We start from the raw sequence: 24,793 nt of genomic DNA, 5'->3' as shown, positions 1-24,793 counted from the left end.
GCCTCTTCCCCTGGGTCAGGTCTCAACAGAAACCGGCGAGGCGCTGGTCCTTGCTCAACCCCTTGGCTTGCCATTGCCGTTCCCATTGCCACCGGCATTGCTGGACGCGCTATTGCCGTTGCCATTGCCGCCAGCATTGCTGGACACGCTATTGCCGTTGCCATTGCCGCCAGCATTGCTGGACACGCTATTGCCGTTACCATTGCCACCAGCATTGCTGGACGCGCTATTGCCTTTGCCGTTGCCACCGGCATTGCTGGAGCCACTATTGCCTTTGCCGTTGCCACCGGCATTGCTGGAGCCACTATTGCCGTTGCCGCGGCCATTATTGGACAGGGTAGTTTCGGTCGTCGTGCCGTTGATGACGGAGACACCCTCAAAGCTCCACACCGATTTGGTGCCCATGCCATCAACCAGCAGCGGAGTCTCTGTGGTCACCGTTGCCTCCTGCCCGGGGCGGATGTCGCTGACCAGATCATTGATGGTGTCCTGTACCTGCACCACACCGCGACTGACGTCGACGCTCGCGCCACGCTGGTCTGAGCGCACTGTAAACCGCGTTCCCTTGACCACTGCGGCAAGAAACGGCGTCTGCACCGAGAAATGCTGGACATTGCGGCGTTCCACGTCGATCGATACCGCGCCGAAGTCCTGCAACACCGAAGTCATTAAATCATCGCCAGCATCCTTGATCCGGATCTGGGTATCGCCCTGCAATTCAATGGTTTCGGCGCCACGCGACAAGCCGATGCGGCCATCGCTGCCCGTTCGCAGCAAGCGATCATCAGCGATCACATCACCTCGGGCAATCGCTTGCCACTTGCCGCTCACCTGTTGGTTCACCTCGCCGCGAACCCGGCTCACCTCCCACTCGTCGGCGACGATGGGCGCTGCAATAAACAACATCAGCAGACTGAGAACCAATCTCATCGGGACACCTCATACGCAGCACCTCAGTATCGAGCTTCAACCCAAGGGCTTGCCAAACCATTACATTGCCCTGCTTGGGAGGCAGATGCGGGTCACAACAGCAGAAGTGGTAAAGCAATTGGCATGATCGCCCGCAGGTTTGTAGCAATGTCAGTCGCAGCCCTGCGATGGGCGTAACCATCGCCTGACCCATCCAGAAATGCAGGACGGGAGGTCGACATGCTCGATGTGGACTGGAGCTTCATCCAGAGGCCGCCCGCGGCACTGGTCTGGAACAGGCTGGCCGTCGGTGCGCTTGCCCTTGTGATCCTGAAACTTAAGCGCCAGCCGCTGGCCTCGATCGGGCTGCAGCGCCTCAACTGGGGCGATGCAGCCTCATGGCGTCCATGATCATACATCTGCTGGGCAATTCGCTGTTGCTGATCGCCGCGCTTGCCGGTTGCGCGGCTTAGGCCGCCGCGTCGAATGCCACTCTTGCCTGATCGATCCGGGGATGGTTCTTCGAGGCCCAGTCGATCAGATATCCCACCGGGACGATGATGGACTGGCCCAGCGGGGTCAGCCGGTATTCAACAGCGGGCGGCTTGGTGTCGAAAACCTGGCGCGCCACCATGCCGTCGCGCTGCAAGGTCCGCAGCGTCTGCGTCAGCATCTTCTGGGAAATATCGGGCACTTCGCGGCGCAGTTGATTGAAACGCTTGGGGGCGTCGGCCAGCGTCATCACCAGCAGCATGCTCCACTTGTCGCTGATACGGTCCAGCACGCCGCGTACCGGGCAATCGCCCAGCGGCAGGCCGGCGGCCTCGTTCCAGCGCTGCACGAACAGGGCTGCAGTTGCGTCGACTGCATACATGGCGGTTACCTCCAGGTGACGTTATGCGGCAAAGGTGCCTCCTTTCCGACCCGTCGCGGGTGTACTAGATAGCACTCTCTTTTCGATACTTACTCTCCGCTGGCCATCAGTTCAAGCGGGGCAATCAGGAGATGCAGATGACGCAATTCAAGGACAAGACGCTGCTGGTTACCGGCGCCTCGGGGCATTTTGGCCGGCTTGCCGTGGCGGATTTGCTGGAGCGCGGCGCAACCCGCGTCGTGGCCGGTACCCGTGACCCGTCCCAGTTGGAGGATTTGGCCGCGCGCGGCGTCGAAGTCCGCCGCCTCGATTTTGACGATGCGGCATCGATGGCAGCAGGCTTTGCCGGGGTTGATCGGGCCCTCATCATCAGCACTGTCGCCGATAACCGCACGGTTCAGCAGCGCGCGGCGGTTGCGGCGGCCGCCGCCGCTGGCGTGCAGCACATGGTCTATACCTCCGCGCCCAACCCGCGCCCCAATGCCAGCGGCGGCGGCATTGCCGACCATTTCTGGACCGAGCAGGCCATCGCTGCCGCCGGCCTCGATTTCACCCTGCTGCGCAACAATATCTATGCCGACATGACGATTTTCGGCGCGGCATCGGCACTGGCGAGCGGCCAGTTGTTCGACGCCACTGCCGGTGCCGGGCGCAACTACGTCACCCGCGCCGACGCCGCCCGCACCGCTGCCGGTGCCCTGCTGGGGGCCACCGGCAAAGAAGTCTATGACGTCACCGGTCCGGCGCCGGTGACCCAGGAAGAACTCGCCGCTCTCTATACCCAGCTGACCGGCAAGCCGGTGGCACGGGTGGGTTTGAGCGGCGAACAACTGCTTGGTGGCCTTGCCGCAGCGGGCGTCCCCAGCTTCATGGCGCAATTGCTGGTGGCCTTCGACCTCGATGCCGCCGAGGGCTACCACGCCGTCTCGACCAACACGGTGGAGCGCTTCTCCGGCCGCAAGCCGCAGGCCCTGGCCGACTTCCTCGCGGCCAACCGCGCCGCCCTCGGCTAAGCCCTCCCGCACGCTGCGGGAGCAGGTGTGGGGGTGAAGGGGTCGCACAATTGCGGCACTCCCCCCCGCCCAACCGTCGCCCCCGGCGCGGATCCGCCAGCACGGCCTCTGGCTGAGACAGCGCCCGTTATCCGCCCTGCCTGCAGCGCAGTCGCTCGGGCAGTCTCGCCCGCAGACCCGCAACCAGCTGTGCAAGCCGGACCAAGCGGTGCTCGCGCTGCTGGACGCCTCTCCTGCAACCCCGTACCAATCACCACAGGGAGCGCGTTGGGGAGAGTTGCACGGTGTCTGAAGGGTCTTTGCGCCGTCGCCTGTGGGCGCGGGTCGTGCACGATCGCTCGATTGGCTTCGGCTTTGAGCATATCGGGCTGACCACGCTGCGCTTTCCCCGCATCATGGCCCTGGTCGCCCTGGCGTTCACCCTGCTCTGCTTCACCCAATTGCCGCGGGCCAATGTCGATGGCAATTTGCTGCGGGTCTATGCCGATTCCGGCCATTACTACGACGCCTATGAGCGGCTGTCGGACACCTTTGGTACGTTCGAGAACGACATCTATCTGCTGGTCAGCTCGCCCACGCTGACCGAGCCGGCCACGCTGGAAAAGGTGCGCGAACTGGCCTTTGATCTCGAGCTCAACGAGTTCGCCGTCGGCACCATGTCGCCGTTCTCGCTGCGCAAGCCGGTCGGCAATGGCGGCTCGATGCCGGCGGTGCCCGAGGGGATGACCGATGTTGACGAGGTCGCGCTGGCGCTGACCGATCTGCAGCAGAACGATCCGATGATGCGCAATCTGATCAACCCGGACCTGACCGGCATGGTGCTGATCATGTTCCCCAATCAGGCGATGACCCGGGGCGACGGCACCAAGGCCATGCTGGCCAGCCTGCGCGACATGCTGGCCTATTACGAGGGCGGCGACCTCGAGATCGAGCTGACCGGGCCGCCGATCTGGACCTCCGAAATGCTCAATGCGGCGGTTGATGACCAGATCAAGTTCACCGTTTACGGCTTTGCCCTGGGCGCGGTGATTGCGCTGTTGGCGCTGCGCTCGCTCACTGGGGCGCTGCTGGTCGCGGCCACCCCGTTCGTCGCGGTGATGTGGTCGATGGGCACGGTGCTAATGCTGTTCGGCTCATTCTCGTTTCTGACCATTATCGTCACCACGCTGGTGCTGGTGATGGCGTTTGCCGAGTCGATGTTCTTCATCTTCAACTGGCTGGCCTATTGGCGCGATGGCATGGAACCGCACAAGGCGGTCGATGCCACGCTCAAGCTGGTCGGCCCGGCCACGGCGCTGACCACGCTGACCACGCTGGTGGCCTTCGCCTCACTGTATTTTTCGCCCGGCCAGGGCGTGCAGGAGTTCGCCATAGCCGGCGCCGTGGGCAGCGCCATCATGTTCGTCTGCCTGATGACCGTCATGCCGCTGCTGCTCAAGGCGGCGCTGCACCTCGGCTTCAGGCTGCCCAGGCCCCCCAGTTTTGCCCTCAATGCCCCCGTGCCGCTGGCCTGGTTCCTGGCGGCCCGCTTCGGGCGGCCGATCACCGTGCTGTCGGCGCTGCTGGTGCTGCTGCTGGTGGTGCCGTATTTCCTGATCCAGCCACGGTTCTCGTTTGAGGATTTCATGGCCACCGATTCCAATGCGCTCAGTGCAGCGGCGGAAATCGATCAGGGCGTGGGCGGGGTGGCGCCGCTCTATGTGCGGGTGCCGCTGCGCGACAATGATCCCAATGTCGGCGCCCGGGACATCGAGACGCTGCGCCGCGTGCACGCGATCGTCGAGGCCGAACTGGGTGAGAACAAGGTCATCTCGGTGGCCAGCATGTCCAATTACACCGATAGCGGGTTCAGTCGCGAGGAGGTGCTGGATTCCATCGGCCCCTTCATGAAGCGGCGCTTCGTCACCGATGACGGCACGCAGGGCCTGGTGACCGGCTTCATGCCCACCATCATCCAGAGCGACGCGCTCAAGGCGATGGTGGCGCGGATCGATGCCGAGCTGCTGGCGGCCGGCATTGCCGGGGCCGAGATCGGCGGCTTTCGCGTGCTGACCACCTTTGCCACCGATGACATTGTTCGCTCGCTGCAGGCCTCGCTGGCGGTCAGCGTCATCCTCAATATCGCGCTGATCGGCTTCGCCTTCGGTTCGCTGCGGGTGGCGATGGCCTCGATTGTCCCCAATCTGTTCCCGATCCTGGGCACCGAGGCCTATCTGTGGGTCAGCGGGGCCGGGCTGCAATTGACCACGGTGATTGCGCTGACCATCGCCTTTGGCATTGCCGTCAACGACACCATCCATTTCCTCAGCCACTATGTGCATGGGCGGCGCGAGGAGTATCGCGACCATATCGGCGCGATCAGGAACACCCTTGAGCGCATTGGCGGGGCCATCGTCGCCACCACGGTGATCCTGTGCGTCGGCACGGCCATCGTGGCATATTCCGATCTGCCGCAGGTGGCGCTGTTCGGCCGGCTGTTCGTGCTGTCACTGGCGCTGGCGCTGATCGGGGATCTGTTCATGCTGCCGGCCATTCTGGTGGCCGGGGCGCGCTTCTTTCAGCCGCTGGCCAGGATTCGGGTCCGCACCGCCGACCACGACGCCACACCCGATGATCCCGCCGGCGATACGCGCACGGGCCGCCTGCTGCCACCGGGCTGACTGCCGCTTGCGAGCAAATGGCGGGCGCAGCTACATTGAGGGCGGCATGATTCTGGCCGGCAGCGCGCCACCAGAGCTGCGCCGCATCGGTTTGCGCCCCCCGCATGGCCGGGCCATGCTTCAACTGGAGATGTGACGCGATGAACGGTTTTTATCAGCTGACCCGGGCGATTGCCGCCATCGGCCTGCTGGCCATGGGTGGTGCGGCCGCCGCCCCCGCCTATGCCGGGCCGGCCGAACTGGCCCTGCTGCAATCCTATCTGGGCGATTGGCGCGGGCGCGGCGTGCTGGTGGGCGCCAATACCGAAACCGTCCTGTGCCGCCTGTCGCTCAAGCCAGGCAATCAGGACAAGGTCAATTACAGCGGCCGCTGCAGCCTGGCCGGCACCCAGCTCTCGGTCGCGGGCACCATGGCCTATATCGCCGCCAGCAAGCGCTACGAGGCGGTGATGAGTTCCAACGCCACCTTTACCGGCGTAGCCATCGGCCAGAAGCGCGGCAATGGGCTGATCTTCAATCTGCGCGAACGCGACCAGGATGAAGAGGGCAAGGAACTGGCGATCACCGCCCAGATCAATCTGGCGCGCGACGCCATCAATGTGGTGTTTGAAGTGATCTATGTGGAGAATGGCGACAGCCTGCGCGCTGACGTGCCGTTCAGCCGATAAAGGGTACAGCCGCGCATTTTCATCGCAAAGACGAAGAAGTGTTAACGGGCGCTGGCTAAGTTGACGCGGTCCTGAACACCGAGTCCCCCTATTGACCAGTCAGCACGCCATTCATGCGCGATGGGCCCCGTCCCAGACGGAGACCGCGCCCCCCGATCCGCTGCTGTCGACCCTGCACCGGCTGCGGGTGCTGCTTGGCGTCGAAAGCGCCAGCCTGACCCGGGTTGACGCGGACAGATTGCGGGTGCTGGCGGCAGCTGGCGCGACAGACCTGCTGACCGACCTGCAGCCGCTGCAACTGCAGACCCTGCGCCACACGGGACCGCTGATCATTGCCGACACCACCAGCCTGGACGCTGCCGCCCCTGTGGCGCGTTTTTATGCCGGCCTGATCCTGCCTGCCGGCGACCCCGGCGCCCCGCTGCTGCTGAGCCTGGTCGATCGTCAACCCCGCAGCCCGGCCATGGCCTATCGGCTGGCGGCCCTGGCCATTGACGTCACCAGTGCGGCCACCATCGCTCGCCAGGCCCGACAGATCACGGTGCTGCGGAGCGAACAGGAACAGGAACGCGAGATGTTCAATCTCGCCTCCCAGACCGCGAGAATCGGCGTCTGGGCCTGCGATCTGGCCGATAACAGCCTGACCTGGACCGACAGTGTCTATGATCTGTTCGAGCTGCCGCGCGGCGCACCCCTCGAGCGTGCTGCAACCGTCGAGTGCTACACGGCGGCATCCCGCATCGCCATGGAAGCGGCGCGCGCCAAGGCTATCGCCGAGTGCAGCGATTTCTGCGTCGACGCGGAAATCATCACTGCCAAGGGCACACGCCGTTGGATGCGGCTGACCGGCTCGGTCGAGGCGCACGATGGCGTGGCCCGGCGCATTTTCGGCATGAAGCAGGACATCACCGAAGAAAAACTGCTCGCCGACCGGACCCGCTATCTGGCCGAAACCGATGTGATGACCGGACTGGCCAATCGCAGCCAGTTCCAGAACCAGCTCGCCGACCTGAGCGGCGTCACCCATGGTGCCCCCGTCACGAGCCTGCTGTTGATCGACCTCGATGGCTTCAAGCAGATCAATGACACCCATGGCCACGCCGTGGGCGACGACTGCCTCAAGGAGGCTGCGGCGCGGCTGGTCGCCTGCTGTCAGGGCGCCGCATTGGTGGCCCGCATTGGCGGCGACGAATTTGCCGTATTGCCAGCCGGCGATCATGGTGTGGCCGATCTCGACGCCTTGGGCCAGTGCATCGTGCATGCGGTGGGCGGGCCGTATCTGCGCAACGGGCAGACCATAACGCTGAGCGCCTCGGTTGGGGTAGCCCTGAACACCGGCGGTTCGCCCGAAGACCTGTTCCGCAAAGCCGATATCGCGCTCTATGCGGCCAAGGCGGCCGGGCGCAATACGATGCGCCGGCACGCCGACTGATCTGGTTGACCAGAACGGGCAAAGGGGCCGCTGATGCGACCCCTTTGATATATTTTGCTCGGCGGCGAAGGCCGGAGCGAATGGGCCCCGCAATGGCTCCACTGTCGCACTCGAAAGACGACCGTCAAAGACCTAGAGCGATTTCGCCGTCTCTGCGAAACGGTGATACGCCCTAGAACGGAATATCGTCGTCCATGCCGCCGGGCTCGAAGGCCGGGGCGTTGGCCTGCGGCCGACGGGCCCCACCGCCACCGGCGCCACCACCGGTGCCTCGGAAGCCGCCACCATCGTCGCCGCCGCCGCCGCCGCTGTCGCCACGACCATCAAGCAGCGTCATGTTGGAGTTGAAACCCTGCAGCACGATCTCGGTGCTGTATTTGTCAGCGCCCGACTGATCCTGCCATTTGCGGGTCTGCAACTGGCCCTCGATATAGACCTTGGAACCCTTCTTGAGATAGCTCTCGGCGACCCGGGCCAGACCTTCCGAGAAAATCACCACGCGGTGCCATTCGGTCTTTTCGCGGCGCTCGCCGGTATTCTTGTCTTTCCAGTTCTCGGAGGTGGCGATCGACAGATTGACCACCTTGCCGCCACTGGGCAAATTCCGCACTTCTGGATCGGCGCCAAGATTGCCGACCAGGATCACCTTGTTGACACTGCCTGCCATCGCTCATTCCTTTTTCAATTCAGTCCCGGTCTGCGTGGTCGCGGGACGCTTACTTACTGATGGTTGCGGACCAGTCCACCCCGGACGCGGCTGCTTGATCGGAGTCCGCACGCCGCTCTGTTCTAGCGCTTCGCCCGACCGGGCGCGCGCCTGAACAGCATGTTTTAAACACCTAAGAAACGACTGCCGCTTGCCGATCGCGCCTTGGGTTCATGTTATGTTCTGCTGCGGATAATTGTCAAGCGTCCCGTGCCAGCCGGCGCGGGACGCTTGACGGCGCGGGATCAGGCTGGCTTGAGCGCCTGGGCGCAGGCGTTGGCAAGGTCACGATTGGGCGCGTCGGCGCCCAAAGGCGTCGCCCAACCCGCTTTTTCGATGATGCCGCGTCAGGCATAGGTCGAGGCTTTGCCCAGCTCGGCCATCACCGCCACGCGGTTGCTGTCGCTGGTGGACTGCTCCACGCAATAGGGGGTGAGGGCCGCGGTGACATCGCTCGCCGATTGTTTGGCTGCAAGCTCTTGGGCGCTACCGCCAGTGACCCAGCCACCCCAGCTGAAGCCAATGATGGCAAGGGCGACGGCACCGGTCGCCGCACCGTAAAGTGCGGGTTTCGTCCATTCGGGAATTTGCATGAAAGTCCGATCTGTATCGGTAAAGGCCGCAGTATTGCGACCACGGCAAAACCCTAACATGGCTGGCGCCCGAGCGCGAACTTGCGGCCAAAGCAAGGCAGATGCCCCTTGCCTCACGCTGCTGACACAGCTTGTCAGCAGCCCTGCCCCAATGGCAGAGCCGCTCATGGGAAATCGTGCATGGACTATACCAACCGTTCCGGCTCTTTGCCGTTATGCTGCTCGGCATCATGGTGGTGCCGGGCATGGCGTGAACCGGCATGTCGCGCTTGACCGAATCTGTATTGTTCCGCTTATGTTCCGGGTGTTATATGCCGCTTTGGCAAGGTGGAGTGGACACGCTAAGGTGACTGCAGCGCCGGGCCGCCATGCGCGGAGCCAACTTGCGGCAGTGGCCCGCAATGCCTATTTTCTGGAGCTTCCCGCCCTGCCGACGACCGTTTGACCGCTGTGCTGCCAACACTCTGGCGCACCGAGCCATGGACTTGATTGATGACGCCAAAGCCCAGCCTGAACCGAGAGATCATCGTGCGCGGTGCCCGCGAGCACAATCTCAAGGGCATCGACCTCAAGTTGCCGCGCGACAGCCTGATCGTCATGACGGGCCTCAGTGGTTCGGGCAAGTCCTCGCTGGCCTTTGACACCATCTATGCCGAAGGGCAGCGCCGCTATGTGGAGTCGCTGTCAGCCTATGCCCGCCAGTTCCTCGAAATGATGCAGAAGCCCGATGTCGAGCACATCGAGGGCCTCAGCCCGGCCATTTCCATCGAGCAGAAGACCACCAGCCGCAATCCGCGCTCCACCGTCGGTACGGTCACCGAGATCTACGATTATCTGCGCCTGCTGTTTGCCCGCGTCGGCGTGCCCTATTCGCCCGCCACCGGTCTGCCCATTGAGAGCCAGACCGTCACCCAGATGGTCGACAAGACGCTGGAGCTGCCCGAGGGCACCCGGGTCTATCTGCTGGCGCCCATCGCGCGCGGTCGCAAGGGCGAATACAAGAAGGAACTGGCCGATCTGATGCGCAAGGGCTTCCAGCGCGTCAAGATCGATGGCGAGTATCACGAAATCGAGGATGCCCCTGCCCTCGACAAGAAGCTCAAGCACGACATTGAAGTGGTGGTCGATCGCCTGGTGATCGGGCCCGATATTGCCGGGCGGCTGGCCGAGAGCTTTGAAACCGCGCTGAAGCTGACCGATGGCATCGCGCTGATCGAATTTGCCGACCAGCAGAACGAAGACGGCACGGCACGGCAGCAGACGTTTTCGGAAAAATTCGCCTGCCCGGTCTCCGGCTTCACCATTGCCGAGATCGAACCGCGCCTGTTCTCGTTCAACAATCCCTTTGGCGCCTGCCCGGTCTGTGACGGCCTGGGCACCGAGCGCAAGATCGACGCCGACCAGATCGTGCCCGATTCCAGCCTGTCGATCCGCGCCGGGGCCATCCTGCCCTGGTCCAAGACCAGTGCGCCCTATTACATTCAGACGCTGTCGGCGGTGGTGAAACTGTTCGGCGCCTCCACCGAGACGCCGTGGAGCGACCTGCCGTTCGAGGTGCAGCATGCGGTGCTGTATGGCACCGGCCGCGAGCAGGTCGACTTCGTCTATGACGATGGTCTGCGCCAGTACAAGACCTCCAAGGCCTTTGAAGGTGTCATCGGCAATCTGGAGCGGCGCTACAAGGAAACCGAAAGCGCTGGCATGCGCGAAGAAATCGAAAAATACATGTCGGCCAAGCCCTGCATCGCCTGTGGCGGCTATCGGCTGAAGCCGGAATCGCTGGCCGTCAAGATTGATGGTTTTCACGTTGGCCAGGTCACCGAACAGTCGATCCGCAGCGCCGCCGCCTGGTTTGACGCCCTGCCGGCCAAATTCACCCCCAATCAGCAGCTGATCGGCGAGCGCATCCTCAAGGAAATCCGGGAGCGGCTGAACTTCCTGATCGATGTGGGCCTGGACTATCTCACCCTGGCGCGCAATTCGGGCACGCTGTCGGGCGGCGAAAGCCAGCGCATCCGGCTGGCCAGCCAGATCGGCTCGGGCCTGACCGGCGTGCTCTACGTGCTCGACGAGCCCTCCATCGGCCTGCACCAGCGCGACAATGCCCGCCTGCTCGAAACCCTGCAGCGCCTGCGCGATATCGGCAATACGGTGATCGTGGTCGAGCATGACGAAGACGCCATCATGACCGCCGACTATGTGGTCGATATCGGCCCCGGCGCCGGTGTGCATGGCGGCCATATCGTCGCCGAGGGTACGCCCCAGGACATTCTCAATCACCCCGACTCGCTGACCGGCAAGTATCTGTCGGGCCGCATGGGCATTGCCATGCCGGCCGAACGCCGTGTCGGCACGCCCGGCAAGGCGCTCGGCATCAAGGGCGCCACCGGCAATAATCTGAAGAATGTGTCGGTCGATGTGCCGCTCGGCCTGTTCGTCGCCATTACCGGCGTCAGTGGTGGCGGCAAGTCCACCCTGATGATCGACACCATGTACCAGGCCATTGCCCGCCGTCTGAATGGCGCGCGCGTGGTCCCTGCCCCGCATGAATCGCTGACGGGGCTGGAATTCCTCGACAAGGTCATCGACATCGACCAGAGCCCGATTGGCCGCACACCGCGCTCCAACCCGGCCACCTATACCGGCGCCTTCACGCCGCTGCGCGAATGGTTTGCCGGGCTGCCCGAAGCCAAGACCCGGGGCTATGGCCCCGGCCGCTTCAGCTTCAACGTCAAGGGCGGGCGCTGCGAGAAGTGCCAGGGCGATGGCCTGCTCAAGATCGAAATGCACTTCCTGCCCGACGTTTACGTCACCTGTGATGTCTGCAAGGGCAAGCGCTACAACCGCGAAACGCTCGAAGTGCAGTTCAAGGGCAAGTCGATCTCCGACATCCTGGACATGACCATCGACGAAGGCGTCGACTTCTTTTCGGCGGTGCCGACCATTCGCGACAAGTTCGCCACGCTGCAGCGCGTCGGCCTGGGCTATGTCAAGATTGGCCAGCCGGCGACGACGCTCTCGGGTGGCGAGGCGCAGCGCGTCAAACTGTCCAAGGAACTCTCCAAGCGCGCCACCGGGCGCACCCTCTATATGCTGGACGAGCCGACGACGGGCCTGCACTTCCACGACGTGGCCAAGCTGCTCGACGTGCTGCACGAACTGGTCGATGGCGGCAATACCGTCGTGGTCATCGAGCACAACCTCGAAGTGATCAAGACCGCCGACTGGCTCATCGACCTGGGGCCGGAAGGTGGCGATGGCGGCGGCGAGATTGTGGCCATCGGCACGCCCGAGGATGTGGCGGCCAATGCGCGCTCGCACACTGGCCACTTCCTCAAGGACATCATGTCGCGTCGGCCCCATTTCGCCACCGAGGCGGCGGAGTAGGCGTTTTCTTCACCGCAAGGCGCCAAATGGCTACATTATTGCTAACGCATCTGCTAACGCGACGCCCGGTTTTGCGGGCGTCCGTTGCGCACAGTGTTACAAAACGGTGAGTGGGTCAAAAACGCGCCTCGCCGCGATGCCAATTGCGGCAATGACGACAAAACTATGAAAACGCCATGCGTTTGGTGCATGAAGCGCTTGACGTTAAGGGTATGGCGCTTCCGCCCGAACCATCCCATCTTGAGCTCGTCAATCCGACTGCCAAAGGGGATATTCCGATGTTTGTACGAGCCGTCTGGCGCATCAAGCGCCTGGTCGACATCAAGCAGACGTTGCGGGAAATGGACGTTCCCTCGACGCGTGATGCCGATTTACTGGGGATCTCCGGCCCCGACTTCTCCAAGATGACCCGGTCACTGTTCGACCGCTAGCCTTTCTTGCTGCCCGCATTCTTCGATGGCCGCCAGGCGGATATCCAGTGGCCATCGCCGCCGCGCAGGGCTTAAGCTTTTCGTAACCACAATTCGCTGAGCCCAGCAAAAAACGCATAGCTCACTTGACCAATAGCCCACTGCTCATTCGACCTCACCTGCCCTAAATATAGTCTTGCAAACACAAGGAGACTTCCAGATGGACATTCGTAAAACATTCAAGAAATGGGCCGCTTACCAGCAGACCGTTCGTGAACTCGCCGCTCTCGACAATCGTCAGCTCAACGACCTGGGCATTTCGCGCACCGACATCAATCGCGTTGCTCGTGATCATGCCAGTGCTCTGTAAGAATTACCTCACAGATATTACCACCGACCCAGTCCAAACACCCGCATCTCTCTGAGACGCGGGTGTTTTTCTTTTCTAGAATGCCAGCCTGCCGACCAATTCTGCATAACTGACCATAACCACCTTCCGAAACGCCTCCCGCTGTTGCAACCGCCGATACCAGTTCTCAATCCCCGGCATAGCTGGCCTATCTATGTCCATGGTAAACCAGCGATAAAGTGCCACGCCGGCTGCGATATCGGCGTAGCTCAGACGGTTCCCAGCGACATAATCCCGATGCGCAAAGTTCGCGTCGAGGATGCGCAACGCCGCAACCGTTCTGGCATGCGCCGCCGCGATGGCTTTGGCATCGTGCTGTTCGGGCGGCGTGCGCACCAGAAGCCAGAACACCGCGATCCAGCCTGGCTGGAAGGTGGAGGCCGTCCAATCGGTCCATTGATCGACAATGGCCCGCTCACGCGGATCGTGGCGCCACAAGGTATCCCGGCCGTACGCGCCCGCCAGATAGCGCAGGGTCGCGTGGCTCTCCCACACGGTGAGATCACCATCCTGCAGGGTCGGCACCAGCCCATTCGGGTTCAGGACCCGATATTGCGGATCATCCAGCCCGCCAAATGCGCCGCCCACCAGGTGGTGCTTATAAGGCAGGCCAAGTTCTTCCAGGGCCCAGAGCGTCTTCTGCACATTGGCAGAGCTTGCCCGCCCCCACAGCACGAGATTTCGACTCAATGACAGTCCCCCAATTCCCTGCGCCATGCTAGCGCTCGTCTGGTAGACCGCAAGATCGGTTGCGCCGTTCTGCGGCGCTTGCTATCTGGCTTTCATGTCCACATCAGAACCTATTCATATCATTGGCGGCGGCCTTGCCGGCTCGGAAGCTGCATGGCAGGCCGCGCAGGCCGGCGTCAAAGTTATCCTGCACGAAATGCGCCCCGTTCGCGGCACCGACGCACACCAGACCGACAGCCTGGCCGAGCTCGTATGCTCCAACAGCTTCCGCTCGGACGATGCCGAGCAGAACGCCGTGGGGCTGCTGCACGAAGAGATGCGGCGCTGCAATTCGATCATCATGGCCTGCGCCGACAAGAGCCAGATTCCAGCCGGTGGCGCCCTGGGCGTTGATCGGCACGGCTTTTCGGCGGCAGTGACGGCAGCCATTGAAGGCCACCCCAACATCACCATGGCGCGTGAGGAAGTGGCGGGCCTGCCGCCCGCAGACTGGGGCAATGTGATCATTGCCACTGGCCCGCTGACCTCGCCGGCAATGGCTGAGGCCATCCTGGCCAAGACTGGCGAAGATGCGCTGGCATTTTTCGACGCCATAGCGCCCATCGTGCATTATGACAGCATCAATATGGACATTGTCTGGGCGCAGTCGCGCTACGACAAGGCCGGCCCGGGTGGCACCGGCGCCGACTACCTGAACTGCCCCATGGACAAGGAGCAGTATCTGGCCTTTGTCGAGGCACTCAAGGTGGCACCGCTGCACGAATTCAAGGACTGGGAAAAGGTCCCCTATTTCGACGGCTGCCTGCCTATCGAAGTGATGGCCGAGCGCGGTGTCGAGACGCTGCGGCATGGGCCGATGAAGCCGGTCGGCCTGACCAATCCACGCGATCCGCTGGTCAAGAGCTATGCCATTGTGCAGTTGCGGCAGGATAATGCGCTGGGGACGTTGTGGAACATGGTCGGGTTCCAGACCAAGATGCGCTACGGCGTGCAGGCAGAGATCCTGCGCATGATCCCCGGGCTCGAAAACGCCCAGTTTGCCCGGCTGGGTGGGTTGCATCGCAACACCTTCCTCAATTCACCCAAGGTGTTGGGGCCAGACCTCAAGCTGAAGGCCGATCCGCGAATCCGCTTTGCCGGTCAGGTCACGGGCGTGGAAGGCTATGTGGAAAGCGCTGCCGTCGGGCTGATCGCCGGCCGCCTTGCTGCTGCCGAGGCGCAAGGGCAGACGCTGCCGACGCCCCCCAATACCACGGCGCTGGGTGCCCTGATCGCCCACATCACCGGGGGGCACATCGAGTCCGACAGCTATAGCGGCGCGCGCAGCTTCCAGCCGATGAATATCAATTTCGGTCTGTTTCCGCCCGTTACCATCACCAAGCCCGAGGGCGCCGGACGCTGGCGCGGACCGGAGAAAACCCAAGCCAAGCGCAAGGCCATCACCTCTAGGGCGCTTGAGGATCTGAAAGCTTGGGCATGACCCCTGTCGCGCTCGAACACTATCTGCACGACCACATTCCCCTCTCGAAGGCGATGGCGGTGCGGGTGGTGTCGATTGCCGAGGATGCTGTGGTGCTGGGGGCGCCATTGGCGCCCAATATCAATCATCGCGACACTGTCTTTGGTGGCAGCGCCTCGGCCGTCGCCATTCTGGCGGCCTGGTGCCTGCTGCATGTGCGGCTGAGCGCATTGGGCCATCCGAGCCGCGTGGTAATCCAGCGCAATAGCATGGACTACCTCGCGCCAATCGCCGGCGATTTTACGGCCCGCTCGGCGCTAGCGCCGGGAGAGGACTGGAACAGATTCATGGCCATGCTGACCCGCAAGGGTGTGGCCCGGATCAAGGTGGACGCTGTGCTGGATTACGCCGGCGTCACAGCCGGGCGGTTGACGGGCGACTTCGTCGCCTTTGGCCAGGACCGCCTCTAGCGATTGCGCCAATTCCACCAGGTCAGCCGGGTGATCTTGCGCCAATCGGCATCATCGGGCACCGGGGCAAACAGGCCGGTGGCGTGGTTTTGCAGCAGGTCGTACTGCGCCTTGAGAACGGCAAGAGGCGCAAAAGCCGGCTTGAGCTGGCCAGGCAATTGGGCAATGGCCGTCTCCGCCTTGGCGAGGTGATCGGCAGCGAGTTCGCTGATCTGCCCCAAGGCCGCGGCCAGCCCCTCGCTTTCCGTCCCGGTGAAAATCTCGCCCTCGCGCACACCATTGGCCTCGAAAACCATCCAGGGCAACATGATGCGGCCCTGCGCGGAAAAATGGCCAAATGCCCGCAAATGGCCGATCATGGCGTGGGCGACACCGAGATGGCCGGCGGCGTCTCCGGTTTCGATAGTCTCCCCATCATTGAGGATCATGGCGGCCAGCTGGTACAGCGTGGAAACGGTTTCGCCGGCATAGCCCTCAAAGCTCTGCAGATCCGGCATGGGGTCGTTGTAGAGGTCAAAGCGCCGCGCGCCGAGCAGACGCAACAGGGTACCGGCGGGAATGCTGTAGCGGTCAATGGTGTCGAGCAGCGCATCGGCGACCGGGTTCTGCCGCACAGCGCCGTGTTCCTTGCCCTCCAGCGCATCACTCCACCATTGCAGGCGCATTTCGCCGGGCGCCGGTTCAGATACGCGGTCACGGATTGAGGCGACGTCGGCATTGAAGGCATAGAGCGCGGTAACCGCATCGCGGTGTGCGCCGCTCAATACCAGCGTGGCCAGATAGCGGTCGCGATCACTGCTGCGCAGCGCCTCTGCGGCGTGGGAAAAGCTCTCGGCGCTCATCTCAGCGAACCTTGTCGACGGCTATCAATGCCGCCGCCACGGCGCGATGTTCGGCAAGCAGCACATTGTAGGTGCGCACCGCACTGCCAGTGGTGATCGCCTCAACGATGATCCCCTGCGCGCGCAGTGCCGCCCTGATTTCGGGCGCCAGACCGGCAATGTCGTGGCCCAACCCGATCATCAGCACGTCGATATCACCGGCGGAGTCCAGTACGGGTGCCAGGCTCTCCAGCGTGATCTCAGCCGCTGTCGTCACGCTCCAGCCCAACATGCCGCCAGGCAGACACAGCAGCGACCCGCGATGCGACATCTCGGCAAAGCGAAAGCCGCCATTGCCATAGGCGTCAATCCCCACCTGCTGCGGGAAATGGCCCGGCGCACCCTCTGTCATGATTGACCCTTAGACCGACGCACCATCGGCCGGTTTGGGCAGCTTATCGCCATTGTCGTCGCCGGCATGGTCCAACCGGGTGGTCAGACCAAGGTAGATCAAGATGGGTGCAGCAATGAAGATTGACGAATAGGTACCGACAAACACACCCCAGGCCATCGAAATGGTGAAGCTGCGGATGACCTCGCCGCCAAACACCACCAGAGCCATCAGAGCCAGGAAGGTCGTGGTCGCCGTCAGGATGGTGCGAGGCAAGGTCGAATTGATCGATATATCGATGATCTCGGGCAGCCCGATCTTTTTGTACTTCAGGCGATATTCGCGAATACGGTCATAAATCACCACGGTATCGTTAAGTGAGTAGCCCAGAATGGTCAGGATCGCCGCAATGCTGGAGGCGTTGAACTCCAGGCCGGCGAATGCGAACAGGCCAATGGTCAGAATGACGTCATGCGCGGTCGAAACGATAGCACCGACGGCGAACTGCCATTCGAAGCGGAACCACAGATAGATCAGGATGCCGACCAGGGCGACGCCGAGGCCGAGCGCCCCGGTCAGCGCCAGTTCACTCGAGACGGTCGGGCCGACGGTTTCAGTACCACGCGTTTCATAGCCGGCCGCTTCAATGGTCTGCTGAATCTGGGCGACGGCCTCCTGCTGTGCAGATGGTCCGCCATCCTGCGTTTGCACGCGGACCAGCAAACGATCGGCTTCGCCGAAGCCCTGTACCTGGATTTCGCCCAGATCGAGCGCCGACAGCGCCTCACGGATGGCGCCGGGATCAGCCGTGCCGTCCGTGGCCTGAATCTCCATGGAAGACCCACCCCGGAAGTCGATGCCCAGATTGAGTCCGTGATAGCCGAACCAGCCCAGCGACAGCAGCGAGGTGATGATCGAAAAGGCGATCGCATATTTGCGAATGCCCATAAACGAGATTTTGGTGCCATCGGGGATCAGGCGGATGAGCTGGATCTTGAGGGTCTTGGGGCGCACCCAATTGTACCAGCGGCCGACGATGAACAGCGTCACCATATAGGCGGTGAACAAGGTGGTCAGGATGCCCAGTGCCAGGGTAACGGCAAAGCCCTGCACCGGGCCGGAGCCGAGATAGAACAGCACAATGGCGGCAATCAGCGTGGTGACATTGGCGTCCAAAATGGTGCCCATGGCGCGCTGGAACCCGGCTTCAATGGCCGATATCTTGCTGCGTCCCGCCGCCAGTTCTTCGCGGATTCGTTCAAAGATCAGCACGTTGGCGTCCACAGCCATGCCGATGGTCAGCACGATACCGGCGATGCCGGGCAAGGTCAGCGTAGCGCCGAGCATGGAGAGAGCGGCCAGGATCAGCACCACGTTGAGCAGCACGGCAATGTTGGCGAACACACCGAACAGGCCATAGGCCAGCACCATGAACACGACTACGGCAATGGCGCCGATGATACCAGCGGTGATGCCGGCGCGGATCGAGTCGGCGCCAAGGCCGGCACTGACCGAGCGTTCCTCGACGATGTCGAGACTGGCCGGCAGCGCACCACCACGCAGCAGCACGGCAAGATCGTTCGCCGTCGCCGTGGTGAAGCTGCCGCTGATCTGACCCGAGCCGCCGGTAATGGCTGACTGGATGACGGGCGCCGTAATGACCTGATGGTCCAGCACGATGGCGAAGCGCTTGCCGACATTGGCGGAGGTGATCTGGCCAAAGGTGATGGCGCCCCGCGTGTCAAAGCGGAAGCTGACGACCGGCATGGAGCGTTGCTGATCATAGCTGGGCTGGGCATCCACGAGCGATTCACCGCCCAGGGCAATGTCCTCATAGAGCAGTTCGCTGCCGCCATCCTGACTGGGCAGGATCATGGTGCCGGCGGGCAGACCCTGCGTTTCCGCCTGAGCGGCGGTCATGCCGGGATAGACCATGTGGAACGTCAGGCGCGCGGTGCGCGAAATGATGTCCTTGAGCCGGGTGGAGTCGCCAAAGCCGGGCACCTGGACCAGCACGCGATTATTGCCCTGGCGCTGAATGCTTGGCTCGGTCGTACCGAGCTCATCGATACGGTTGCGGATAACTTCGATGGACTGCGCCACCAGCGCCGACATGCGGTCGTCAATGCCGTCCTGGGTCAGCGCAATGCTGATCCGGCCATTGGCAACCGGCTCGATGGTGAGTTCCTGCACGCCTGAATTGGAGAACAGCGTATTGCCGACGGCATTCTGCAGACCTTGCAGGGCAGCCAGCGCGGCGTCGGCCTGGGTCGGGTCGGTCAGCTCGATGGAAATCGAGCGGCTCACCGGATCGGTGGTGATCAGATTGCCGATGCCATTGTCATTGGCCAGTATGCTGCGGGCGTCCCGACGCAGGTCCGCCAACCGCTCGGTGACAATGCCCTCCTGATTGACCTCGAGCAGAAGGTGCGAACCACCCTGCAGATCGAGACCCAACACGATGGTTTGCGACGGCAGCCAGCTCGGCCATGCGTCCCGCGCGGCTTGCGGCAAAAAGCTCGGCAAGGCGAACAGGAAGCCCAGCAGAGTAACAGCAATGATGATGGCGGTACGAGCCGGCGAGAACTGCATTTATGTCGTCCTGAAAGGAAAAAAGCCGGAGCCATGAGGCTCCGGCGATATGCGGGAGGCAGTTATTAGGCAGGCTTGTTGTCGTTGACCGGCTCGGCCTTGGTGCGCACGTCAGCAACCATGCCGCGCACCAGCTTGACCTTCACACCCGTGGCAATTTCCACTTCGAGATCTTCGCCGTCAACAGCCTTGGTCACCTTGCCGACAATACCGCCAGTGGTGACGACGGTGTCGCCGCGACGAATGGCAGCCAGCATGGCCTGCTGGGCTTTCAGACGCTTCTGCTGCGGGCGGAAGATGAGGAACCAGAAGATCACGACCAGCAGCAGAATCGGCATGAGCTGGATGAAGATGTCACCGATGCCACCTGCGGGAGCGGCGGCGCCTGCTGCCTGGGCGAATGCGGGTGTTACGAACATGGCGATTTCCTTGGTTTTTTCTTGGTTTGGGAGAGGCTGCGCCAGCCGAAGTTAATCACGGCACAATGCCACTGGACGCATGTGGGGTCAGTTGCACTTGCGCCCCGGTCAAAATCGGGCGGACTATACATTTGCGCCCCGTTGATTGCAAAGGCATTCCGGGTGCCCCAAATTGCCGCGCCGAACGAGAGGATAGACTGCGTTGAACAGCAAAGCATACCTGGCCGAAATCAGTGCCAAACTCGAGGCAATTGCCAATGCATTGAAGGCGTTGGCTCCTGCAACCGAGACTGACGCGCCCGCACTGGGCGCCGCCAATGCCTATCACTGGGATGGCGATTCGGGACAACTGGTTGCAGTTCCCCAGGTCAGTCGCGTGCCATTGGCCATGCTCAAGGGAATTGACGCCGTGCAGGACATCCTGCTGCGCAACACCGAACAGTTCGCCCGCGGACACGGCGCCAACAATGCGCTGCTGTGGGGCGCGCGCGGCATGGGCAAGAGCTCCCTGGTCAAGGCCATTCACGGCGACATCATCACGCGCGGCAATGCCGGGTTTACGCGGCTGGTGCTGATCGAGATCGCGCGCGAGGATCTCGACACCCTGCCGGCCCTGATGCGCCGCATTGCCGACGAACCCGCCCGGTTCATCGTGTTCTGCGATGATCTGAGTTTTGACAATGGCGAGACCAGCTACAAATCGCTCAAGACCATTCTCGATGGCGGGCTGGAGGGCCGGCCAGACAATGTGCTGTTCTACGCCACCTCCAACCGCCGCCACCTGATGCCCCGCGACATGATCGAGAATGAGCGGTCGACCGCGATCAATCCCGGTGAGGCGGTGGAGGAAAAGGTGTCGTTGTCCGACCGGTTCGGGCTGTGGCTGGGCTTTCACAACTGCGATCAACCGACCTTTTTGACCATGGTTCGCGGCTATGCGGGCCACTACGGCCTCGAAATCGACGACGCTGCACTGGAGGCGCGGGCCATCGAATGGGCGGCGACGCGCGGCGCCCGCTCGGGGCGTGTTGCCATCCAGCTGGTGCGCAGCCTGGCCGGCGAAATGGGCAAATCAGCCCCATAAGGCAAAGCCCCCGCACCTGGCGGGGGCTTATACGGGGATTTTCGAAGTGTCTTAGCTGGCGAGCAGTGGCACGGGATCAACCGGGGTAGCGCCCTTGCGCAGCTCGAAGTGCAGCTGTGGCTTGGTCACCGAGCCGGTCTTGCCGGCGGCGCCAATGGTATCGCCACGACCAACATTGGTGCCCTTGGCGACATTCATCGTGCCCAGATGGGCATAGGCCGAGACATAGCCATTGGGGTGACGGATCAGGATCAGATTGCCGTAACCTTCAACGCCTGAGCCGACATAGATGACCGTGCCATTCTCGGCGGCCTTGACGGCAGCGCCCTCGGCAGCCTCGATATTGATGCCAGTGCCCTTGGATGCGGCAAAATCAACCAGCACGCGGCCGCTGACGGGCCAGCGGAACTTGTCGCTGCCCGACATGACCGGCTCGGCTGCGGGTGCACTGGCAATTTCGACTGGCTGGGCGGCAACTGGCGCAGGCGTAGCGGCTGGCGCTGTGCTGGCCTGCAGCGTATTGGGCGCCGCCTGTGGCAAGACCTGCTGGGCCGGTGCCGCAGCGGCAGTGCTGTCGGTGGAGGCAAGCTTGATAGTCGGCGCCTTGTTGGCGAGCAGATCGGAGCGGCCCGGAATGATGACCTTCTGACCCACCACGATCTTGTCGGGCGAGGCCAGATTGTTGGCCTGCACCAAGGACTGCGTCGTCACTTCGTAGCGACGGGCAATGGTGTAGAGCGATTCACCGCTGGCGATAGTGTGCGTAAAGGCGCTACCGGACGCCGACGCATCGGGAGTGGCTGCGGCCAGCGTAGGCATCGAGCTATTGGTTGGCATGCTGCCAAGGGCAGCAGGTGACGGCATGGGCGCTGAAGCGAAAGCGGGTTGTGCTTGCATGGCTGGAACGGATCCCTGGGGCGAATTACTCAGAACTGGCAGATTTTGCGACTGAACAGTCGGCACAGCGCCACTGCCCGCCATCGGCGCGGCGGGCTGACTGAATGCCGTTTGTGTTGGCTGGCCCCACAGTGGCTGAATGGCCTGGGGTTGCGCCACGCCGCCACCAATATTGGCCGGCGGGATAAACTGGGATTCAGCCACCAAAGTCTGTGGTGCGCCAAGGCTAGCCGGCATGGGCTGATTGATGGATTGGGGAGCGGCCTGTGGCAGCGAGCCGGTCGTGGTGGGGTCGCCAAAGGCACGACTACCCAGACTGGAACACCCGGACAGGGCAACGGCAGCAATCAGAAGGCCAGCCATCGCAACGGCGCCCTTAGGCGCCCGACGGGATACGCGGATACTCATCAGCTTACTCGTACGCAGGTACTCAACACGAGACTGAATCTAGGCCGGTAAGGTAAAGACGAGTTTAAAGTCGATGCGATTTGAGCAAAATCGGTACGACGTGATTTTCGATTGGGTAAGGTTAAACTTTGCAGACGGTGCAGAACCGCACGCGCGGCTTGCCGCTACAGCTTGAGTGTGCCGTTGAGTTGTGCGGCCAGGGCCATATCCGTTTGCTGCAGCATGAGCGGCGTGACCGTGACATAGCCGTCGCGGCGCAGGCTCTCGAAATCGGCATCGCGATCCAGCGGCAGCGGGGTTTCAGGAATGGCGACGAAGAACTTGCCGGCATTGTCACTGGGATAATAGCGGAACGGCGAAGTCGAGAAGCGCTGCAGCGGCACAACTGCAATGCCTTTGGTGGCAGTCGGGTCGCAGAACGGGAAATTGACGTTGTAGTAGTGTCCGCGCCCCGTGGCGGCTGCAATAACGGCCCGCGCGGCGGCCAGGCCGTGCGTTCGGGCGTTGGACCAGTCGACATCCCGGCTGATCTCGTAGTCGACGCCCTGGCTCATGGCGATGCCGATGGCCCCCTGCATGGCGCCTTCGCGGGCCCCGGCAGCAGTGCCCGAACAATTGACGATATCGCCCAGATTCTGGCCGGCATTGACGCCCGACAGCACCACATCGGCAGGCTTGTCGCCCAGCAGATGGGTCATGCCCGCGACGACGCAATCGGCTGGCGAGCCGTTGATCACTGCAAACGTGCGGGCGTCGCGCCGGTCAATGGTCAGCTCCGTGCCGAAGCTGAGCCGGTGCCCTGCCCCGGACTGGTTGCCATCGGGCGCGACGATCCAGACGTCATCACTGAGCGCGCGGGCAATATCGGCCATGATGGCAATGCCCGGCGCGTCCACGCCATCGTCATTGGTAATGAGGATGCGCAGGCTCATCCCTGTCCGCCAATGGATTTGAGGCCACCCATATAGGGCTGCAGCACTTCGGGCACCAGCACCGAGCCATCTTCCTGCTGATAGTTTTCCAGCACGGCGATCAGACAGCGGCCAACGGCTGTACCCGAGCCATTGAGCGTGTGCAAAAAGCGCGGCGCCTGCTTTTCGCCAGCCGGACGATAGCGGGCCTCCATGCGGCGCGCCTGGAAATCGCCACAGACCGAGACCGAGGAAATCTCCCGATAGGTATTCTGCCCCGGCAGCCAGACTTCGAGGTCATAGGTCTTTTTGGCACCGAACCCGACATCGCCGGTGCACAAATTCATCACCCGATAGTGCAGACCCAGCTTCTGCAGCACGGCCTCGGCACAGCCAAGCATGCGCTCATGCTCGTCCACCGAGGTTTCGGGCGTGGTAATCGAGACCATTTCAACCTTGTTGAACTGGTGCTGGCGCAGCATGCCACGCGTGTCGCGCCCAGCCGAACCAGCTTCCGAGCGGAAGCAGGCCGTCAATGCGGTCAGGCGCAGCGGCAGTTCGCGCTCGTCAACGATCAACCCGCTGACTAGGTTAGTGAGCGGAACTTCAGCAGTCGGAATTAGAAAGCGCGACTGGTTGATCTCAATGCCCGGTGCGTCCCCTGGTCCCAGGCGAACAAGCGACATCCTACCCTGCGACTTTGCAGCATCGAACTCCGCCTGCTTGGCATCGTCTTTGAACTTAGCATCACCATGCCATATATTTTTCCAATCATCCTCATCAACCAATTCGGACATCAACGCGCTGAATACATTGTGTTTCGTCGAGAATAAGTCCTCTGAGAACTTCGGCAACTGGCCTGTTCCGTAGAGAGCGGTGTCCTTGACCAGCAACGGTGGCTGGACTTCGAGATAGCCATGCTCGGTGGTGTGCAGGTCGAGCATGAACTGGCCAAGCGCCCGCTCGAGACGGGCGACTTGGCCCTTGAGCACAACGAAGCGGCTGCCGGAAAGCTTGGCCGCCGTTTCAAAATCCATCTCGCGGGCAGCGACGCCGACGTCGTAGTGTTCCCTGGGTGCAAAGCTGAAGCTGGGCTTGGGGGCGCGCTGCAAAGCGGCCGTCTCGGCGGTGCCATTGCGGCCGAAATACTCGACATTGTCGGCTTCATCGGCGCCGCTCGGCACATCATCAAACACCAGATTGGGGATCACCGAGAGGGCGGCGTGCAATTCAGCCTCGACGGCGCGCTCATCGGCTTCGCCCTGCGGAATAAACGCCTTGAGCCGGGCCACTTCGGCCATCAGTTCGGCCGCCCGGGCCTCGTCCTTCTGCGCCTTGGCCTGACCGATCTGCTTGGACAGCGCATTGCGCTGCTCCTGCGCCTCGTTGAGCCGGGTGATGATATCGCGCCGACGATTGTCGATGGCGAGCAGATCAGCAGAGCTCGCGACACTCCCCTTGCGCCGCGACACAGCGGCGTCGAAGGCTTCGGCGTTGGCTCTGATCCACTTGATATCGAACATGGCTGTTACGGGCACCGCCCGCCTCTGATTGGTACAGGCTGACTTTGGCTCGTGGCGCGCCTGCGAG

At 62.6% G+C, this 24,793-nt stretch carries 24 protein-coding genes; 12 read left to right on the top strand and 12 right to left on the bottom strand.

Translation table 11 applies throughout. The features are described 5' to 3' along the window. Nucleotides 1-54 precede the first annotated feature (54 nt). Nucleotides 55-930 carry a FecR domain-containing protein gene (locus tag ABFY71_RS12155; RefSeq protein WP_347946253.1) on the bottom strand — a complete coding sequence of 292 codons (876 nt, stop codon included), beginning with the start codon at nucleotides 928-930 and terminating at the stop codon, nucleotides 55-57. A 219-nt stretch (nucleotides 931-1,149) separates the two neighbouring features. Here ABFY71_RS12155 and ABFY71_RS12150 point away from each other — a divergent pair, with 219 nt between their 5' ends. Further along, nucleotides 1,150-1,320, top strand: coding sequence for a hypothetical protein (locus tag ABFY71_RS12150; protein WP_347946252.1), 171 nt, complete (start codon nucleotides 1,150-1,152; stop codon nucleotides 1,318-1,320). A gap of 58 nt (nucleotides 1,321-1,378) precedes the next feature. Here the strand turns inward: ABFY71_RS12150 and ABFY71_RS12145 are convergent, their stop codons facing one another. Further along, entirely contained in the window at nucleotides 1,379-1,783 is a 405-nt protein-coding gene (locus ABFY71_RS12145; RefSeq protein WP_305577847.1) for a winged helix-turn-helix transcriptional regulator, read from the bottom strand. Between the two features lie 137 nt (nucleotides 1,784-1,920). On the opposite strand from ABFY71_RS12145, the gene ABFY71_RS12140 reads away from it, so the two are divergent. From ABFY71_RS12140 to ABFY71_RS12125, 4 genes are all read left to right on the top strand, one after another. After that, entirely contained in the window at nucleotides 1,921-2,796 is an 876-nt protein-coding gene (locus ABFY71_RS12140; RefSeq protein ID WP_347946251.1) for an NAD(P)H-binding protein, read from the top strand. Nucleotides 2,797-3,080: 284 nt separating this feature from the next. Beyond that, nucleotides 3,081-5,456 carry an efflux RND transporter permease subunit gene (locus tag ABFY71_RS12135; RefSeq protein ID WP_347946250.1) on the top strand — a complete coding sequence of 792 codons (2,376 nt, stop codon included), beginning with the start codon at nucleotides 3,081-3,083 and terminating at the stop codon, nucleotides 5,454-5,456. A 140-nt stretch (nucleotides 5,457-5,596) separates the two neighbouring features. Then, nucleotides 5,597-6,124 carry a hypothetical protein gene (locus tag ABFY71_RS12130; protein ID WP_305577841.1) on the top strand — a complete coding sequence of 176 codons (528 nt, stop codon included), beginning with the start codon at nucleotides 5,597-5,599 and terminating at the stop codon, nucleotides 6,122-6,124. A 91-nt stretch (nucleotides 6,125-6,215) separates the two neighbouring features. Beyond that, a complete protein-coding gene (locus ABFY71_RS12125; protein ID WP_347946248.1) occupies nucleotides 6,216-7,556 on the top strand; it encodes a diguanylate cyclase domain-containing protein in 1,341 nt (446 codons plus the stop codon). Between the two features lie 172 nt (nucleotides 7,557-7,728). On the opposite strand, the gene ssb is transcribed toward ABFY71_RS12125, so the two are convergent. Continuing rightward, nucleotides 7,729-8,223: a single-stranded DNA-binding protein gene (gene ssb, locus ABFY71_RS12120; protein ID WP_347946247.1), complete on the bottom strand. Its 495-nt coding sequence runs from the start codon at nucleotides 8,221-8,223 to the stop codon at nucleotides 7,729-7,731. A gap of 386 nt (nucleotides 8,224-8,609) precedes the next feature. Further along, nucleotides 8,610-8,855, bottom strand: coding sequence for a hypothetical protein (locus ABFY71_RS12115; protein WP_347946246.1), 246 nt, complete (start codon nucleotides 8,853-8,855; stop codon nucleotides 8,610-8,612). A gap of 131 nt (nucleotides 8,856-8,986) precedes the next feature. Between ABFY71_RS12115 and ABFY71_RS12110 the strand changes: the two genes are divergently transcribed. The 4 genes from ABFY71_RS12110 to ABFY71_RS12095 all read left to right on the top strand — a co-directional run bounded on the left by ABFY71_RS12110 (nucleotide 8,987) and on the right by ABFY71_RS12095 (nucleotide 13,022). Beyond that, nucleotides 8,987-9,109, top strand: a complete 123-nt coding sequence (locus tag ABFY71_RS12110; RefSeq protein ID WP_347946245.1) for a hypothetical protein — start codon at nucleotides 8,987-8,989, stop codon at nucleotides 9,107-9,109. Between the two features lie 238 nt (nucleotides 9,110-9,347). Further along, on the top strand, nucleotides 9,348-12,242 hold the full coding sequence (gene uvrA / locus ABFY71_RS12105) for an excinuclease ABC subunit UvrA (RefSeq protein ID WP_347946244.1): 2,895 nt from the start codon (nucleotides 9,348-9,350) through the stop codon (nucleotides 12,240-12,242). Between the two features lie 176 nt (nucleotides 12,243-12,418). Beyond that, complete coding sequence (locus tag ABFY71_RS12100; RefSeq protein ID WP_305576520.1) at nucleotides 12,419-12,673, top strand: hypothetical protein; 255 nt, start codon at nucleotides 12,419-12,421, stop codon at nucleotides 12,671-12,673. Nucleotides 12,674-12,872: 199 nt separating this feature from the next. Then, complete coding sequence (locus ABFY71_RS12095) at nucleotides 12,873-13,022, top strand: DUF1127 domain-containing protein (RefSeq protein ID WP_193335839.1); 150 nt, start codon at nucleotides 12,873-12,875, stop codon at nucleotides 13,020-13,022. A 75-nt stretch (nucleotides 13,023-13,097) separates the two neighbouring features. Here ABFY71_RS12095 and ABFY71_RS12090 read toward each other — a convergent pair whose 3' ends face one another. Then, the gene (locus ABFY71_RS12090; protein WP_347946242.1) at nucleotides 13,098-13,778 is read right to left on the bottom strand and encodes a glutathione S-transferase family protein; all 681 of its coding nucleotides are present in this window, start codon (nucleotides 13,776-13,778) and stop codon (nucleotides 13,098-13,100) included. 67 nt (nucleotides 13,779-13,845) lie between these two features. Here ABFY71_RS12090 and trmFO point away from each other — a divergent pair, with 67 nt between their 5' ends. Next, nucleotides 13,846-15,231: a methylenetetrahydrofolate--tRNA-(uracil(54)-C(5))-methyltransferase (FADH(2)-oxidizing) TrmFO gene (gene trmFO, locus ABFY71_RS12085; protein WP_347946241.1), complete on the top strand. Its 1,386-nt coding sequence runs from the start codon at nucleotides 13,846-13,848 to the stop codon at nucleotides 15,229-15,231. Continuing rightward, nucleotides 15,228-15,680, top strand: coding sequence for a YiiD C-terminal domain-containing protein (locus tag ABFY71_RS12080; RefSeq protein ID WP_347946240.1), 453 nt, complete (start codon nucleotides 15,228-15,230; stop codon nucleotides 15,678-15,680). The genes trmFO and ABFY71_RS12080 overlap by 4 nt, the downstream gene beginning before the upstream one ends. Here the strand turns inward: ABFY71_RS12080 and ABFY71_RS12075 are convergent. The 4 genes from ABFY71_RS12075 to yajC all read right to left on the bottom strand — a co-directional run bounded on the left by ABFY71_RS12075 (nucleotide 15,677) and on the right by yajC (nucleotide 19,903). Further along, nucleotides 15,677-16,522 (bottom strand): phytoene/squalene synthase family protein, encoded by an 846-nt coding sequence (locus tag ABFY71_RS12075; protein WP_347946239.1) that lies wholly within the window; start codon nucleotides 16,520-16,522, stop codon nucleotides 15,677-15,679. The genes ABFY71_RS12080 and ABFY71_RS12075 overlap by 4 nt on opposite strands. Nucleotide 16,523: 1 nt before the next feature. Next, on the bottom strand, nucleotides 16,524-16,913 hold the full coding sequence (locus tag ABFY71_RS12070) for an Mth938-like domain-containing protein (protein WP_347946237.1): 390 nt from the start codon (nucleotides 16,911-16,913) through the stop codon (nucleotides 16,524-16,526). Between the two features lie 9 nt (nucleotides 16,914-16,922). Next, a complete protein-coding gene (gene secD / locus ABFY71_RS12065; protein WP_347946235.1) occupies nucleotides 16,923-19,484 on the bottom strand; it encodes a protein translocase subunit SecD in 2,562 nt (853 codons plus the stop codon). A 65-nt stretch (nucleotides 19,485-19,549) separates the two neighbouring features. Next, entirely contained in the window at nucleotides 19,550-19,903 is a 354-nt protein-coding gene (gene yajC, locus ABFY71_RS12060; protein WP_305576536.1) for a preprotein translocase subunit YajC, read from the bottom strand. Nucleotides 19,904-20,105: 202 nt separating this feature from the next. On the opposite strand from yajC, the gene ABFY71_RS12055 reads away from it, so the two are divergent. After that, entirely contained in the window at nucleotides 20,106-20,987 is an 882-nt protein-coding gene (locus ABFY71_RS12055) for an ATP-binding protein (protein ID WP_347946234.1), read from the top strand. 51 nt (nucleotides 20,988-21,038) lie between these two features. Here the strand turns inward: ABFY71_RS12055 and ABFY71_RS12050 are convergent, their stop codons facing one another. The 3 genes from ABFY71_RS12050 to serS all read right to left on the bottom strand — a co-directional run bounded on the left by ABFY71_RS12050 (nucleotide 21,039) and on the right by serS (nucleotide 24,726). After that, nucleotides 21,039-22,247 carry a peptidoglycan DD-metalloendopeptidase family protein gene (locus ABFY71_RS12050; RefSeq protein ID WP_347946233.1) on the bottom strand — a complete coding sequence of 403 codons (1,209 nt, stop codon included), beginning with the start codon at nucleotides 22,245-22,247 and terminating at the stop codon, nucleotides 21,039-21,041. A gap of 209 nt (nucleotides 22,248-22,456) precedes the next feature. Then, nucleotides 22,457-23,224 carry a 5'/3'-nucleotidase SurE gene (gene surE, locus ABFY71_RS12045; protein ID WP_347946232.1) on the bottom strand — a complete coding sequence of 256 codons (768 nt, stop codon included), beginning with the start codon at nucleotides 23,222-23,224 and terminating at the stop codon, nucleotides 22,457-22,459. Next, on the bottom strand, nucleotides 23,221-24,726 hold the full coding sequence (serS, locus tag ABFY71_RS12040; protein ID WP_347946231.1) for a serine--tRNA ligase: 1,506 nt from the start codon (nucleotides 24,724-24,726) through the stop codon (nucleotides 23,221-23,223). Before serS ends, surE begins: the two co-directional genes overlap by 4 nt. Nucleotides 24,727-24,793 lie beyond the last annotated feature (67 nt).

The organism is Devosia alba (assembly GCF_039938915.1).
Classification (GTDB): Bacteria; Pseudomonadota; Alphaproteobacteria; order Rhizobiales; family Devosiaceae; genus Devosia; species Devosia alba.
The sequence above is the reverse complement of the archived record's forward strand: the minus strand, read 5'-3'. Positions and strand labels throughout refer to the sequence as shown.